The following is a 15,866-nucleotide window of genomic DNA, read 5'->3' as shown; positions in this document are numbered from 1 at the left end:
AATTTTGATATAATCTCTTAATAAATTAAATGAGGAATTATATTGAATTGGTTAGAAATAGATAAAAAGCATGTTTGGCACCCTTATAATTCTCTTCCATCAAAAACAAAACTTTTATCTGTAAAAAGAACTGATAAAACTTTTATATTCTTAAGTGATGATACAAAATTAATAGATGGAATGAGCTCTTGGTGGAGTGCTATTCATGGATACAATCACCCAAAATTAAATGCAGCATTAAAAAAACAAGTTGATATTATGCCCCATGTTATGTTTGGTGGAATTGCCCATGAAAATGCAGCAGTTCTATCAAAACAATTAGTTGACTTGACAGGTTTAAATTCTGTTTTTTTATGTGATAGTGGTTCAGTTTCTGTTGAAGTTGCATTAAAAACTGCAATACTATATCAAAAGGCAAAAGGAAAAGAGAAGTTTAAATTTCTAGCTTTAAATAATGCTTATCATGGTGATACTTTAGGTGCAATGAGTGTTTGTGATCAAAAAAATTCTATGCACAGTATTTATGGTTCATATTTGCCCCAACATATTTTTACACAAGAACCTGAACTTGGCTTTGATAGTGATTGTACAGCTTCTTTAAAACAATTAGAAGAAAAATTTAAAAAGCATCATGATGAACTTTCTGGATTTATACTTGAACCAATCGTTCAAGGTGCTGGTGGTATGAGAATATATAATCCTGCTTATTTACAAAAAGCAAGAGAATTATGCACAAAATATGATATTTTACTTATAGCTGATGAGATTGCTACAGGTTTTGGACATACTGGAAAAATGTTTGCTTGTGAACATGCAAATATAAAACCAGACATAATGACTTTAGGAAAAGGTTTGACTGGTGGTTATATGACAATGGCAGCAATGCTTACAACAAAAGAAGTAAGTGATACTATATCAAATAGTGAAATTGGTGTACTTATGCATGGACCAACTTTTATGGCTAACCCATTAGCTTGTAGTGTTGCTATTGCATCTATTGAATTACTTTTAGAAACACCTTGGGAAAAAAGAGTATCAAATATAGAAAATATATTTTCAGAAGAATTAAAAGAGCTAAAAAATTTCTCTATAGTAAAAGATGTGAGAAATATAGGAGCAATTGGAATAATTGAATTACATGATGATAGTTATGCACAAGAGATACAAGACTATTGTGTGAAAAATGGAGTTTGGATAAGACCTTTTGGGAAACTTATTTATTCTATAGTTGCTTATACAATAGAAGAAACTGATTTAAGAAAAATTGCTAAAACTATGGTTGAATCAATAAGAAGCATAGAGAGATAATATGAATAAAAATGGATTTAAAAGACTTATAACAAACTTACCAGAAAATCCTGGAGTGATGGGTAGAGATAGATTTTTTAATAGTGCAGTTTTAATACCCTTTGTCAAAATGAAAGGGGAATATTTTATACTTTTTCAAAAAAGAGCCATGGGAATAAAGCAAGGTGGTGATATCTGTTTTCCTGGTGGTGGATATGAAGAAGGTATTGATAAAAACTTTAAACAAACGGCACTAAGGGAGACAGAAGAAGAGCTTGGTATTTCTAGAAAAGATATAAAAATCATCGGTCAACTAGATACTATGGTAGCTTCTTTTGGAACTATAATTGAGCCTTTTATTGGACTTATAAAGAAAAAAGCTATCAAAAATATGAAGATAGATAAAAATGAAGTTGAAAACACATATTTAATTCCATTGGATTATTTTAAACAAAATGAACCAGAAATTTATAATCTAAGAACTGAAGTAAAACCTTATCACATAGATGAAAATGGAAATAAAGAGGTTTATTTTCCAGTTGATGAATTAGGACTTCCTGAAGCTTATCAAAAACCTTGGGGAAATAAAAAACACAAAGTTTATGTTTATAAATATAAGAAAAAAGTTATTTGGGGTTTGACAGCTGTTATTTTAAATGACCTATTAAGAAGATACTAATCTTCTAAATAGTCATTACTGCCCACTTTTCACTTTTTAAAGCTTTTGTTAAAAGCTCTCCTGTATGTTTTATCTTTATATTTAGTTTTTCTAACTCTTTTACAGCCTTGTAGTCTTCAACACATACAATACAAGCACTCATTTTTACACCTGTCTCTTGGATTTTCAGTAGTTGTTTTTGAATATTTTTATCTTTTTTAACAAGTTTAATTGAAGGCCCCCAAAGCATTAAATGAGCTTTTTCCCAATATTGTCTTTCTAATATTACAGAAGAATAAAGCAAAGGGAATTTATTTGCAACTTCTTCATCACCACTTGACCAGACTATTAATAGATTTGATTTAGACATTTTATAACCTTTTTAAAATATTTGATATTATAGTAAAATATTAATACACAAAAAGTAAATAGAAAAAAAATATAATAAACTAAATAATAAAGGATTTACTATGTTTACAAAAATATACAATCAAGTCTTTGGACTTTTTGACAACTTACAATCTATCTTTTTGCTTTTGGCAAGATTAGTAGTGGCTTATGGGTTTTATGATCCTGCGATGAGAAAGTGGGCAGATATTGGTAGTATAGCACAATGGTTTGGCTCAATTGGAATACCTTTCCCTACACTAAACGCATATATGGCAGCAACAACTGAAATTTTAGGGGTTGTTTTGTTAACTCTTGGATTATTGACTAGACTTATATCTATTCCTTTAATAGTTGTAATGGTGGTTGCTATTTTTACAGTACACATAGGAAACGGATTTGGGGCAGGAGACAATGGATTTGAAATACCTTTATATTATATATTATTCTTAGGAATCTTTCTTACACATGGAGCTGGGAAGATATCACTTGATAATTTTATATTTAAAAAATAATTAGACATAAATTATCAAAATTAGTTCATTTTTGATATAATTTTTCCACTACAGCTTTAACTAAAAGCTGTGTAAAATTTATTTAAAAAGTAGAAAAAATGAATAAAATACTAATAGACAATAAAGAAATATATCCTTCAAAAGTAGTATGTATAGGCAGAAACTATGTGGAGCATATAAAAGAGTTAAATAATGAGACACCAGAAGAACCAGTTTTTTTCTTTAAACCAAACTCTTCAATAAGTAGTGAATTAATCTTTCCAAAAGGAAATACTAGCTGTCATTATGAAGCAGAAATATCATTTTTAATGGAAGAAAATAAAATCTCAGCAGTTGGTTTTGGCTTAGATTTAACATTAAGAGAAGTTCAATCAAAACTTAAACAAAAAGGTTTACCTTGGGAGAGAGCTAAATGTTTTGATGGAGCAGCTGTTTTCTCAAAATTTGTAAGTTTTGATGGAGATATTGAAGACCTTGGTATTGAGTTATATATTAATGGGGAACTTAAACAAAAAGGTGATGTTTCTATAATGATATATAAGCCAAGTGAAATAATAGAAAACTTATGCACTTTTGCCTCTTTTGAAGATGGAGATATACTTATGAGTGGGACTCCAAGTGGTGTGGGGAAATTTGAAATTAATGATAGTTTTGAAGGTAAGATTTTATATAAAGATGAAGTGTTACTAAATGTAAAATTTGATGTTAAATAACCTTCGAAAGTTTAATTTTTATTAAGAGTAGAAACTATATTTTTAATTTATTAAAAAACTTTTTTTCTTTGGATAAAATTCTAAAAATTATAAATTATAGGATTTAAAATGCCATTTAATAAATTAACTGAAGAAGAGATAAGAGTAATAGAAAATAAAGGTACTGAGCGACCTTTTTCTGGTAAATATAATGATTTTTATTCAGATGGTATTTACAAATGTAAAAAGTGTGATACAAAATTATACTCTTCTGATAATAAATTTAATTCAAGTTGTGGTTGGCCTAGTTTTGATGATGATTTTGGAACTGTAAAAAGAGTTCAAGACAGTGATGGAAGAAGAACAGAAATTGTTTGTGCAAACTGTGGTGCTCATTTAGGTCATGTATTTGAAGGTGAAGGATTTACCTCTAAAAATACAAGACATTGTGTAAATTCTATTTCATTAAATTTTGACTATATAAATAAAGCAAATGAAGACCAAACAATATGTTATTTTGCAGCTGGTTGTTTTTGGGGTGTTGAGTACCATTTTGAACACTTAAAAGGTGTTTATAGTGCAGTTTCTGGATATATGGGTGGAGATACACTTCATCCTGATTATCAAAGTGTTTGCTCTGGTACAACAGGACATTTAGAAACAGTAAAAATAGAATATGATAAAAAAGTAGTTTCTTTTGAAGAGTTAGTTAAATACTTTTTTGAGATACATGATTTTACTCAAGCAAATGGACAAGGTCCAGATATAGGTAGTCAATATTTATCTGCAATATTTTATAAAAATGATGAGCAAAAAGAAAAATCTTTAGAAATAATAGATGAGTTAGAAAGTAAGGGATATAAGGTAGCTACAACTTTAAGAGAAGCTGGAACTTTTTATGAAGCAGAAGAATATCATCAAAACTATTATGACAGACACCAAAAGGTGCCGTATTGTCATACTTATAAGAAAATATTTTAGTTGTTTACACCTAAAATATAATAAATTGGTCTTTCACTTATTTGTTGGACTTGTACCCCATATTTGTCTGCCCAATGTGAAACTTCATTATGAAATTCTTTTAGAATTTCATCTGAGTCATTCTCATCACACTTGATTTTTAAGTATTCAGTTTTATTTGAAAATCCCACATAAGCATTCATCTTCTTTAAATGGTCATTTAAACTAATAATGTGTTTTGCAAACTTTTCAAAATCTTTTGTATTTTTTATCATAATTTCTGCTTGTTTTAGTGCACTTTCACTTTTTGAGTAACCCAATTGTGATAGAACAACTTCAGGTGACATTTCTATTTGCATAGTAATCCTTTGTTAATATATTGTTAGTAAATATATCAAAAATGAATTGAAATGTTGGTTAATATTTTGTTGTATTATTTAATAGATAATATATAATTAAGTTATTTTTTCTATTATTTTTTGTAATATTGTCTCAACACAAGGGATATCATGCAAAAACAAAATAATTATATATTTGAAATCATATTTTTACCAATAATAATTATAATTTTTCTCATTACAAGTATTACTCTTTATAACATACACATTACAAAAAAACAACTAGAAAATCAAATAAAAAATAAAAAAGCCGAGTTTTTTCAAGAAAAGAAAAACTTGATATATAACAAAGTTCATAACATAAATAATATCATAAAAATTGACAACAATAAAGTTAATACAAAAGTTAAAAATCAGTTAAAAGAAAAAATTGAAATTGCATTAAAAGTCGTAAAAGGTACATATAAAAAGAATAAAAATTTATCAAAAAAGAGTTTAATCAGTGTGCTAAAAAATAGGCTTTCTATTTTAACATATAATAAAAATAAAAATTACTATTTTATTTTTGATAAAGCAGGAACTATCCTTGCCCATCCTGAAAAAGACTTAATTGGGGAAAACTTAAATGATTATTCTGATACAGATAGTAAAAAAATAGGCTCAAAACTATTTAATAGTTTAGCAAATAACGAAAAAATTGGATTTACCCAATATTATTTTAAAAAGCCAAATGTGAAGGATAAAGTATTTTTAAAAGCAGTTGCTGTCATATATTTTAAGCCATTGGATATATATATAGGAACATTAGTATATCCTCGCGATATTTTAAATGAAGAAAAAATAGATTTAATTAAAAAAATAGAATTAAATCCTGACTTAAAAGAATATATATTAATTTTTGACATTTTTGATATAAATGGTGGTAAAGATTTTGCTCAATTAATTGTAAGTAATAGTAAAGAAGAAATTTTAAAAAGAAAAATTGGTGATAATGTTAAAGATAAAACAGGAAATTTTTATAGAAAAGAAGTATTGAAACTTTTAAAAGAAAAAGGGGATGGTTATTATAAATATTGGTTTAAAAAACCAGGCTTTGATATTGAAAAAGAAAGATATGCATACTTTTATTGGAATAAACAGTGGAATTGGATTATAACATCTGGATTTTATTTTGAAGATTTAAATGCACAAATTGATAAACTAAAAAATGAGACAGATGTTTATTTAAGTGAATTAATAAAAAACTCATTAATTTGGGGAATAATTTTTTCTCTAGTAATGATTTCTATATCAACTACTATTTTTTATAAAATTCGAAGAAGAATAAACAATAACCAAATTAGACTTATGAAAAGTCAAGAAAATCTGAAAAAAGCACAAAAGATATCAAGAATAGGATCATGGAGTTATTCTTATGAAACAGAAGACTTGGTTCTTTCTGATGAAACATATGAACTTTTTGGAATAGAAAAAGGCAAAAGAAAAGTCTCTTCAAAATATCTTTTATCTTTTGTTCATAACGATGATAAAAGAAGGGTAAATATACTTCTCGATAGACTTGTTAAAGAAAAGAAGCCTTATGAAATTATTCATAGACTTGTAATAAATAAAAAAATTAAATGGGTTAATAACCAATGTGAAATCTTTGAAGAAAAAAATGGAATGATAATAATAGGTACACTTCAAGATATTACAGAAAAGTATGAAAAAGACAAAAAGATTGAAGAACAAGCTCAATTACTGTTTAATCAATCTAAAATGGCAGCAATGGGAGAGATGATAGAAAATATTGCTCATCAATGGCGACAACCACTTTCAGCTATTTCCATAAGCGCAAGTAGTCTTAAAATTGAGAGTGAATATAGATTTTTAGATAAAGAAAAAATCGAAGAAGGTTTGACTAACATTATTGATAATACTAAATATTTATCAAATACAATTGAAGATTTTAGAAAATATTTTGCTAAAGATAAAAATATAGTAAGATGTAATATAAAAGAAGTGTATAAAAATACAATAAAACTTTTAAAACCAAAATTTGACACACTAAATATTGAGATAAAAGATGAATGTGAAGACTTGTTTACTTATACTTTAGAAAATGAATTAGTGCAATGTTTAATGAATATTTTCAATAATGCACATGATGCACTTATGAAAAACAAATCAGAAAAAAAACTTATAATTATAAAAATCTCTAAGAAATATGACAATATAATTATTGATATTAGAGATAATGCAGGTGGAATAGATAATAATATTATACAAAAAGTATTTGAGCCTTATTTTACTACTAAGCATAAAAGTCAAGGTACTGGCATAGGACTTTATATGACACAAGAAATAATTACCAAACATTTAAAAGGCTTTATAAAAGTTGAAAATGTAAAATATGAAATTGATGGAATAATGTACAAAGGTGCTAGTTTTAAAATTTCATTACCTCAAGAATTAAAAAAATAGAATTAGGAAAATAAATGAATATTAAAAATTATGTAGTAATTACAGTAACATTTTTGTTACTTACTTTTACTATTGGTTCTTCTGTAATGAACTATGAAAAAGCACTAAAAGAAATGGAAGTAAATCTTAAAGAAAGATCGCTTCCTTTATCTATTGATAATATTTATTCAGAAGTACAAAAAAATATTATAGAACCTACCTTAGTATCTTCAATGATGGCAAATGATACTTTTCTAAAAGATTGGCTTATTCATGAAGAAGATCAAACTGAAAAAATAAGTAGATATTTAGAGAGTATAAAAAATAGATACAACATGTTTAGTACTTTTTTAGTTTCTAATAAAACAGGTAATTATTATACCTCTAAAGGTTTAATAGAAAAAGTAAAAAAAACTAATATAGAAAATGCTTGGTATTTTAAATTTAAAGAAAATCCAGAGAATCATGAGATAAATTTAGATTTTAACAAGTATTTAGATGATTCTTTAATTATGTTTATAAATTATAAAATTTTTGATGATAAGTTTCATTATTTGGGAGCTACAGGAATAGGAATAAAGATTTCATATATAGATGAAATGCTAAAACACTTTAGACTCAAATATAATTTTAATGTATTCTTTACAGACAAAAAAGGGCATATTGTCTTAAGTGAAAATGAATTTAATCATCCTAATAAATTGATAGATATAAAAGAATTAGATTTATCAAATAAAGATTTACTATTTGATAGTCCACAACTTTTTGAATATAAGAAAGATGGGAAAACATATATTTTAAACGGTAAATTTGTAAAAGAGTTAAATCTATATTTATTTGTTGAAGCAAAGCTTGATACCTTTACTGGAGAAGTTAGAAAAACTTTTATTTTTAATCTTCTTACTTCTTTAGTTATAACTATTATAATTATAATTATAATTTTGTACACAATAAAAACATATAATAAAAAATTAGAAAGTTTAGCTGCATATGATAGCTTAACAAACTTACATAATAGAAGAACCTTCAATGATTATTTTGACAAGGCATTAAAACAATTTAAAAGAGATAAAATACCTAAATCAATAATATTCTTTGATTTAGATGATTTTAAACTTGTAAATGACAACTATGGACATTTAGTTGGAGATGATGTTCTAAAAAGAATTGCTTCTATTTTAAAATTGCAAATTAGAGATAGTGATAACATAGCAAGATGGGGTGGAGAAGAGTTTTTGATTCTTCTAAATAATTCAAACTTAGAGCAAACCTTCAATATAGCACAAAAACTAAAAAATTGTTTTGAAAATGATATAGAACTAAATAATCTAGTAAAAGAGGGTATTACAGCTAGTTTTGGTGTAAGTACATTTAAAGAAGATGATACAATAGAAAAAATCATCTCAAGAGCAGATAAAACTCTATACAAAGTAAAAAATAGTGGTAAAAATAGAGTAGAAAAAGAAATATAGGAGTATAAGATGAGTGTATTATTAGAAATGGCTATGTTTCCAACTGATTATGGTGAAAGCAAGAGTGCACATGTGGCTAAAGTCATTGATACTATTAGAAAAAGTGGTTATTCTTATCAACTGACTTCTATGTGTACTATTATTGAAACAGAAGAGATAGGGCAAGCTTTGAAGCTTATAGAGGATTGTTATAAGGTTTTAGAATCACTTGATTGTAATAGAGTTTATGCTACATTAACCTTTGACATTAGAAAAGGTCATGATAATAGATTAAAAACAAAAGTTGAATCTATAGAAAAACAAATAGGAGAAGTATCAAAATGAAATATTTAATTGCATTAACATTATTAGTGAGTTCACTATTTTCTGCACAAAATTTGCAAGAGTGTGTTCAATCACCAGTTTCAAAAACATCAGTTATATTTACTTGTATACATGGAGAGTATTATATTGAGTATGAATCAACTTCAAAGAGAGATGTAAAAGGATTAAGAGTTCTTTATACAGAATCTGATAAATATAAGTTTTTAAAGAATCTGAAAAAACTTCCTAAAGATCTTAATTAGTGCACAATGGCATTATGCCATTGTACAACAGAGACTCTCATTCCATCTTTTATTTTTTTCACGCTATGAGAAAAGTATGGGTTACTTAAAAAGGCAACAAAATCTCCCTCTTTAGGTTTGATTGATATTTTTCTAAATTTATCATCATATAAAAAATCAAAAACCAATTCACCACCACTAAATTCAAACTCATCTTTTGGCTCTTTTACTTGTGTTGTTATAAATAAAACAGTTGTAATAATTCTAGCAGGAGCTACTGGTTTATATTCAATAATATTTTTATTTAAATCAACTATTTCACTACAGTTATCAGAGTGTCTTTTATAAAAACAGCCATTTTTATAAATAAGTATTTGAGGATCAATTGATTGCATAAGCGAGACATTAAAAAATTCTTCTATTTTACTTTTTTGTGATTCAAAAAATATATTGTATTCTTTTAGAAAAGTATCATTTGGAATGATATTGTAAGTATTTCTTATTTCTGTATTTTTTTTAGGAAGTACAACTCCATCATCAGTACTAATGATTCCTATTTTTTTAGATTCATCTTCATGATTTTTAATAAAGCTTTTCATATCTGAAAAATCAAAATTGATATTTTCATATATAAAAGGAGCTTCATGATAAGGATTTGGAAGTATTTTCATACTCTCCGGAACTATAGTATCAAGCCATTGTTTTGGTGAAAAAATATTATTACCAAATTGTGTTAGTTCAAGTTGTTTTATATCAAAAGGTGCAGTCATATAACCTACTAAATTTTTTATGGAATTATAGCACTTTTTTTAATAATCAATACCTTTAGTTTTAAAACTATATCTGTGTTCTTCACTTCTTCCAAACTCTTTTATCATCTCTATATGAATTTTTGTTCCATAACCTTTGTGTTTTTCAAATTTGTAGTTTGGGTATTTACTTGAAATGTTTACCATATATCTATCTCGGCTAACTTTTGCTAGTATTGATGCAGCACTAACTTGCTCATAATTTGCATCTGCTTTTATTTCATGTTTTAGACCTTCTATTCCAAAAGAAGTATTTCCATCCATTAGATATTCATTTGCTTTAACATTTTGCATAATCTCTTCTATAGAGTTTTTTAAACACAAAGATAATCCAAGCTTATCTAAAGTCTTTGCATCAGTAAATACTATATGATAAAAAGAGTTAGCTATTATTTCATCAAAAAGTTTTTCTCTTTTCTTTTCACTTAGCTTTTTAGAATCATTTAGTCCTTCTATTGGATTTTTTAAAACAACTCCAGCTACAACCATTGGCCCAGCTAATGGACCTCTTCCTGCTTCATCTATGCCACATAACATCTATTTCCTTTTTGTTTTGCTAATTATATTGTAAAAATTATGAAAGAAAATAAAATTATAACTTGACAAAAGTACACTCAAGGTGCTATAATTTTTTTAGCAGTTAAATTAAAGGAGTGCTAATTATGAATAAAATTTTTGAAAAACTAACAAACCAAATGAATGAGAGCATAGATTCGTCTGTTGCTTTAGCATTACATAATAAAAACCAAGAAGTAGAAGTTATACATATGCTTTGGGCATTACTAACAAATACAAACTCTGTACTAAACCAATTATTAAATAAAATGAATATAGACAAAACAGCCTTAGTACTAGAAGCAAAATCTCACACATCATCTTTGCCAACTGTATCAACAGTTACAAAAGAGAATATAAAACTAAGTAGAGGCTTTATAGATTCACTGCAAAAAGCAGAAGGTCAAATGGCAACACTTGGGGACAAATTTATAGCTATTGATTCATGGTTGATAGCAAACTTTGATAATAAAGTATTTAAAGATGTATTAGGTAAATATATAGATTTAAGAGAAGCAAAAAAAGAACTTGAAGCAATAAGAGGTGGAAGTGTTATTGACTCAGCTTCAGGAGATGAGAACTTAGAAGCTTTAGGAAAATATGGAATTGACTTAAACCAACAAGCAATCGATGGAAAACTAGACCCCGTAATTGGAAGAGATGAACAAATACAAAGAATGATGCAAATTCTTATAAGAAAAACAAAAAACAACCCAATACTTCTAGGAGAACCAGGAACTGGTAAAACAGCTATTGCAGAAGGACTAGCCCAAAGAATAGTGGCAAAGGATGTTCCACTATCTTTACAAAATAAAAGAGTGGTAACACTTGATATGAGTGCTTTAATTGCAGGTGCAAAATATAGAGGTGAATTTGAAGATAGATTAAAATCTGTAATTGATGAAGTTAAAAAAGCTGGAAATGTAATTTTATTTATTGATGAAATTCATACAATAATTGGAGCAGGGGCAAGTGAAGGAAGTATGGATGCTGCAAATATCTTAAAACCAGCTCTTGCAAGGGGTGAATTACATACAATAGGAGCAACAACACTTAAAGAGTATAGAAAGTATTTTGAAAAAGATACAGCTATGCAAAGAAGATTTCAACCAATTACTGTGGATGAGCCAAGTGTAAATGAAGCCTTGCAAATACTAAGAGGTATAAAAGAGAAACTAGAAACTTTCCATAGTGTAACTATCAATGATAGTGCCTTAGTAGCAGCTGCCAAATTAAGTGATAGATATATCTCTGATAGATTTTTACCAGATAAAGCTATTGACCTAATAGATGAAGCAGCAGCAGAGCTTAAAATGCAAATAGAGAGTGAACCAATTGTTTTATCAACTGTAAAAAGAGCAATTCAAACTTTGATGGTGGAAAAAGAAGCTTTAAAGATGGAAAAATCTAAAAAAAATAGTGAAAGAATTGAAGCTATAGAAAAAGAATTAGCCGATTTAAATGAAGAACAAAGAGCTTTGGAAACTAGATTTTTAAATGAAAAAGAGACATTTAATAAAGCATCTACTTTAAAAGTAAAAATTGATGAACTTAAAACAAAAGCACTAGCTGCTAAAAGAGAATCAAGATTTGAAGAAGCCGCATCTATAGAGTATGGGGAAATACCAGAATTAGAAAAACAAGTAAAAGAAAATGAAGAAAAATGGGACAAAATGCAAGAAGCAGGAACACTATTAAGAAATAGTGTAGATGAAGATGCAATTGCAAGTATTGTTTCAAGATGGACTGGAATTCCTGTAAATAAGATGTTAAGTAGTGATAAACAAAAAATCTTAGAAATAGAAAGTGTTCTTAAAAATGATGTAAAAGGGCAAGATGAAGCACTAAAAGCAATAAGTCGTGCAATTAAAAGAAATAAAGCAGGGCTAAGTGATGATAGTAAACCAATAGGCTCTTTTATGTTCTTAGGACCAACAGGTGTTGGTAAAACAGAGAGTGCAAAAAGTTTAGCGAAGTTTTTATTTGATGATGAAAAATCACTTATAAGATTTGATATGAGTGAATATATGGAAAAACATGCAGTATCAAGATTAATTGGTGCTGCTCCTGGATATGTGGGTTATGAAGAAGGAGGGCAGTTAACTGAAGCTGTTAGAAGAAAACCTTATAGTGTAATTTTATTTGATGAAATTGAAAAAGCACATCCTGATGTATTTAATATCTTACTTCAAGTTCTTGATGATGGAAGACTAACAGATAATAAAGGTGTTACTATTGATTTTAAAAATACAATTATCATATTAACTTCAAATATTGGAAGTAGCAAGATTATAGAAATAGCTGATAAAGATAAAAGAAGAGAAGAAGTATTTTTAGAAATTAAAAACTATTTTAGACCAGAATTTTTAAATAGATTAGATGATATAATTATTTTTGAACAATTAGGATTAGACTCAATTACAAATATTGTTTCAATATTATTTGAAGATATTAAGAAAAAAGTTGAAGATAAAGATATCCAAATTGAGTTGACTCAAAGTGCAAAAGAGTTTATTGCAAAAGTTGGATTTGACCCAGTATATGGTGCTAGACCACTAAAAAGAGCAATCTATGAAATAGTAGAAGATAAGCTTGCTGATTTGATTTTAGAAGACAAAATTGGTGCAGGAAGTAAGGTTGTTTTTGATGTGCAAAATGATGAGGTAATCGCAAAAATATAGTTTTTGGAAAGTTTTAACTTAGCTTAATATAAAGAAATTTTAAGTTAACTTTAACTATAATCCGCAACTTGAATTTTAAAAAGGGAATGACACTATGAAAAGAACATACCAACCGCATAACACGCCAAAAAAGAGAACTCACGGTTTTAGAGTTAGAATGTCTACAAAAAATGGTAGAAAAGTTATTGCAAGAAGAAGAGCAAAAGGTAGAAAAAGATTAGCTGTTTAAGCAAAGAATACAGACTAAATAGCTCAAGAGATTTTAGACAAATCTATCAAAGCGGCAAAAAATGGCATACGCCATCTTTTGTCGCTTTTTTTAGGTCTAGTGAAAAGTTAGAAATAGGTTTTGTTACTTCTAAAAAAGTAGGAAATGCTGTTTTTAGAAATAAAGCAAGAAGAAGATTACGAGCTATAGTTTTAGAAAATGAAAATAAAATTATTACTGGTAAATATGTTTTTGTAGCAAAAGATGAATTATTTAAAAAATCATATATTGAGTTACAAAAAGATTTTAATTTTGCATTTAAACGACTAAATTTATACAAATGAACTTTGTATTTAAATATCTAATTAAGTTTTATCAAAAATTTATTTCTCGTTATACCTCTCCAAGTTGTAGATTTTACCCAACTTGTTCCGAATATGGAGTATGGCAAATGGAAAATAACTCTTTTTTTAAGGCGATTTATTTTACAATAACACGGATATTAAAATGTAACCAACTTTTTAAAGGTGGAATTGACTATCCAATAGTCAATAGAATCCCGAATAAAAGTATCATACATAAAAAAATCAAAGTAATATATTGGTTTGTACCAACTGAAGATAATAAATACTTTGTAGTAAAGAATTGGGAGAGAAATAAGAATAATGAATAATTTAAATAATAACCAGGGTATGCAAAAGCGAATGTTAATCATGACATTAATTGTTTTTGTATTTTTTGTTGCTTATGAATTTTTGGTTTTAAAGCCTCAAAAAGAGGCACAAGCTGCTAAAATAGCACAAGAGAAAATAGTAAAAGCAAATAATGCTCCACAAGTGGCACAAGATAGTACAAATCCTGCATCTGCTCCAGTTTCAAATATGTCAACACCTTCAAATGTTGCTGATGCTATATCATCAAAAACAATTGCAACGAATGATATAGTTTCAACTATTACAACTGATAAAAATATTATCCAAATCGATAAATTAGGTAGAATCGCACAAGTTACTCTTTTAGAGAGACAATATATAAATGAAGATAATTCTCATATAAAACTTTTTGAACCAAATCAATTAAGACCTTTAGAAGTTAGATTTGCAGATAAAAATATTAATAATGAAGCATTTAATGTAGAAGTAACTGTTAGTTCACCAGTTATAGATGCTACAAAACAAACACAAACACTTATTATTACTCAAACATTAAAAGAGACAGTTTTAACTAAAACTTTAACTATTTATACAGATGGTCATTATGATTTAGATGTTAAAGCTACAAATAATAAACAATTTTTTATAACACCAGGTTATAGACCAAATGTATTAGCTGATATGTATGCAGATCATGGTGCAATAGTAAAATTAGCTGATGATACTTTAGATGTGACAGTTGATGGTAAAAGTGACAAAACTAAAACTTATCAAGCTGTTAAATTTTTAAGTTTCTTTGATAGATACTATACTACTGTTGTATATAACTTCAAAAAAACAATGCAAGTTTCTCTTATGCCAGACAAAGATTCAAACCCACAAGGTTTTGTTCACTCTGAAAATGCTTCTATTGATTTTAGTGGATATATCGGACCAAAAGAGCACAAAGCACTTAAAGCTTTAAATCCTCAATTAACAGGTGTTATTGAATATGGTTGGTTTACATTTATTGCAAATCCTATGTTCTTATTTTTACAATTTCTTCAAAGTTATGTAGGTAACTGGGGTTGGACAATTGTATTTGCTACAATTATAATCAAACTTATTCTTTTCCCTTTATCATACAAAGGTATGATGTCTATGCAGAAGCTAAAAGATTTAGCTCCTAAAATCAAAGAGTTACAAGAGAAATATAAAGGTGATAAGCAAAAGCAATCAGCTCATATGATGGAATTATACAAAAAACATGGTGCAAACCCAATGGGTGGATGTTTACCTTTAATTATGCAAATTCCTGTATTTTTTGCTCTTTATAGAGTTATTTTAAATGCTATTGAATTAAAAGGTTCTCCATGGATTCTTTGGATTCACGATTTAGCTTTAATGGATCCTTATTATGTATTACCAATTTTAATGGGTATTTCAATGTTCTTACAACAAAAAATTACTCCAAATACAATGCAAGATGAAACACAAAAGAAAATTTTCCAATTTTTACCAGTAGTATTTACATTCTTCTTCTTGTGGTTCCCAGCAGGGTTAACACTTTATTGGTTTATAAATAACTTATTTACAATTTCTCAACAATTCTTTATTAATAAAATGTTTGAGAAAAAAAAGTTAGTTGAAATAGAAGAGAAAAAAGCATCTAAAAAATAGGAAAT

At 27.4% G+C, this 15,866-nt stretch carries 18 protein-coding genes; 14 read left to right on the top strand and 4 right to left on the bottom strand.

Translation table 11 applies throughout. The features are described 5' to 3' along the window. Nucleotides 1-42 precede the first annotated feature (42 nt). On the top strand, nt 43-1,308 hold the full coding sequence (gene bioA / locus LXN10_RS02665; RefSeq protein ID WP_375724400.1) for an adenosylmethionine--8-amino-7-oxononanoate transaminase: 1,266 nt from the start codon (nt 43-45) through the stop codon (nt 1,306-1,308). Nucleotide 1,309: 1 nt separating this feature from the next. Continuing rightward, entirely contained in the window at nt 1,310-1,966 is a 657-nt protein-coding gene (locus tag LXN10_RS02660; RefSeq protein ID WP_375724399.1) for an NUDIX hydrolase, read from the top strand. 4 nt (nt 1,967-1,970) lie between these two features. Here LXN10_RS02660 and LXN10_RS02655 read toward each other — a convergent pair whose 3' ends face one another. Continuing rightward, nucleotides 1,971-2,315: a DsrE family protein gene (locus LXN10_RS02655; RefSeq protein ID WP_375724398.1), complete on the bottom strand. Its 345-nt coding sequence runs from the start codon at nt 2,313-2,315 to the stop codon at nt 1,971-1,973. A gap of 100 nt (nt 2,316-2,415) precedes the next feature. Between LXN10_RS02655 and LXN10_RS02650 the strand changes: the two genes are divergently transcribed. From LXN10_RS02650 to LXN10_RS02640, 3 genes are all read left to right on the top strand, one after another. Further along, nucleotides 2,416-2,847, top strand: a complete 432-nt coding sequence (locus LXN10_RS02650; protein WP_375724397.1) for an HvfX family Cu-binding RiPP maturation protein — start codon at nt 2,416-2,418, stop codon at nt 2,845-2,847. A gap of 98 nt (nt 2,848-2,945) precedes the next feature. After that, nucleotides 2,946-3,560 carry a fumarylacetoacetate hydrolase family protein gene (locus LXN10_RS02645; RefSeq protein ID WP_375724396.1) on the top strand — a complete coding sequence of 205 codons (615 nt, stop codon included), beginning with the start codon at nt 2,946-2,948 and terminating at the stop codon, nt 3,558-3,560. 108 nt (nt 3,561-3,668) lie between these two features. Further along, nucleotides 3,669-4,520: a bifunctional methionine sulfoxide reductase B/A protein gene (locus LXN10_RS02640; RefSeq protein WP_375724395.1), complete on the top strand. Its 852-nt coding sequence runs from the start codon at nt 3,669-3,671 to the stop codon at nt 4,518-4,520. Here LXN10_RS02640 and LXN10_RS02635 read toward each other — a convergent pair. Then, entirely contained in the window at nt 4,517-4,858 is a 342-nt protein-coding gene (locus LXN10_RS02635) for a hypothetical protein (RefSeq protein ID WP_375724394.1), read from the bottom strand. The genes LXN10_RS02640 and LXN10_RS02635 overlap by 4 nt on opposite strands. A 150-nt stretch (nt 4,859-5,008) precedes the next feature. On the opposite strand from LXN10_RS02635, the gene LXN10_RS02630 reads away from it, so the two are divergent. From LXN10_RS02630 to LXN10_RS02615, 4 genes are read left to right on the top strand one after another with little or no spacing between them, the layout of a single operon-like run. Then, nucleotides 5,009-7,300, top strand: a complete 2,292-nt coding sequence (locus tag LXN10_RS02630; protein WP_375724393.1) for a cache domain-containing protein — start codon at nt 5,009-5,011, stop codon at nt 7,298-7,300. 14 nt (nt 7,301-7,314) lie between these two features. Continuing rightward, entirely contained in the window at nt 7,315-8,751 is a 1,437-nt protein-coding gene (locus LXN10_RS02625) for a sensor domain-containing diguanylate cyclase (protein ID WP_375724392.1), read from the top strand. Nucleotides 8,752-8,760: 9 nt separating this feature from the next. Beyond that, complete coding sequence (locus tag LXN10_RS02620) at nt 8,761-9,075, top strand: MTH1187 family thiamine-binding protein (protein WP_375724391.1); 315 nt, start codon at nt 8,761-8,763, stop codon at nt 9,073-9,075. Then, the gene (locus tag LXN10_RS02615) at nt 9,072-9,317 is read left to right on the top strand and encodes a hypothetical protein (protein WP_375724390.1); all 246 of its coding nucleotides are present in this window, start codon (nt 9,072-9,074) and stop codon (nt 9,315-9,317) included. Before LXN10_RS02620 ends, LXN10_RS02615 begins: the two co-directional genes overlap by 4 nt. Here LXN10_RS02615 and LXN10_RS02610 read toward each other — a convergent pair. Together LXN10_RS02610 and LXN10_RS02605 are read right to left on the bottom strand one after the other, a co-directional pair. Further along, on the bottom strand, nt 9,314-10,066 hold the full coding sequence (locus tag LXN10_RS02610) for a 2OG-Fe(II) oxygenase (protein ID WP_375724389.1): 753 nt from the start codon (nt 10,064-10,066) through the stop codon (nt 9,314-9,316). The genes LXN10_RS02615 and LXN10_RS02610 overlap by 4 nt on opposite strands. Before the next feature lie 39 nt (nt 10,067-10,105). Further along, nucleotides 10,106-10,642: a ribonuclease HII gene (locus LXN10_RS02605; protein WP_375724388.1), complete on the bottom strand. Its 537-nt coding sequence runs from the start codon at nt 10,640-10,642 to the stop codon at nt 10,106-10,108. 125 nt (nt 10,643-10,767) lie between these two features. On the opposite strand from LXN10_RS02605, the gene LXN10_RS02600 reads away from it, so the two are divergent. The 5 genes from LXN10_RS02600 (at nt 10,768) to yidC (ending at nt 15,861) form a co-directional block, all read left to right on the top strand. Next, complete coding sequence (locus LXN10_RS02600; RefSeq protein WP_375724387.1) at nt 10,768-13,341, top strand: ATP-dependent Clp protease ATP-binding subunit; 2,574 nt, start codon at nt 10,768-10,770, stop codon at nt 13,339-13,341. A 94-nt stretch (nt 13,342-13,435) separates the two neighbouring features. After that, nucleotides 13,436-13,570, top strand: coding sequence for a 50S ribosomal protein L34 (gene rpmH, locus LXN10_RS02595; protein WP_013136169.1), 135 nt, complete (start codon nt 13,436-13,438; stop codon nt 13,568-13,570). After that, nucleotides 13,558-13,893 (top strand): ribonuclease P protein component, encoded by a 336-nt coding sequence (gene rnpA / locus LXN10_RS02590; RefSeq protein WP_375725316.1) that lies wholly within the window; start codon nt 13,558-13,560, stop codon nt 13,891-13,893. The genes rpmH and rnpA overlap by 13 nt, the downstream gene beginning before the upstream one ends. Then, nucleotides 13,890-14,222 (top strand): membrane protein insertion efficiency factor YidD, encoded by a 333-nt coding sequence (gene yidD, locus LXN10_RS02585; RefSeq protein ID WP_375724386.1) that lies wholly within the window; start codon nt 13,890-13,892, stop codon nt 14,220-14,222. The genes rnpA and yidD overlap by 4 nt, the downstream gene beginning before the upstream one ends. Further along, entirely contained in the window at nt 14,215-15,861 is a 1,647-nt protein-coding gene (gene yidC / locus LXN10_RS02580) for a membrane protein insertase YidC (RefSeq protein ID WP_375724385.1), read from the top strand. Before yidD ends, yidC begins: the two co-directional genes overlap by 8 nt. The last annotated feature ends 5 nt before the right edge of the window (nt 15,862-15,866 follow it).

It is taken from the genome of Arcobacter iocasae (assembly GCF_042214795.1).
Taxonomy (GTDB): Bacteria; Campylobacterota; Campylobacteria; order Campylobacterales; family Arcobacteraceae; genus Arcobacter; species Arcobacter iocasae.
Note: the sequence above shows the minus strand (reverse complement) of the source record. Positions and strands in the feature narration are given on the sequence as shown.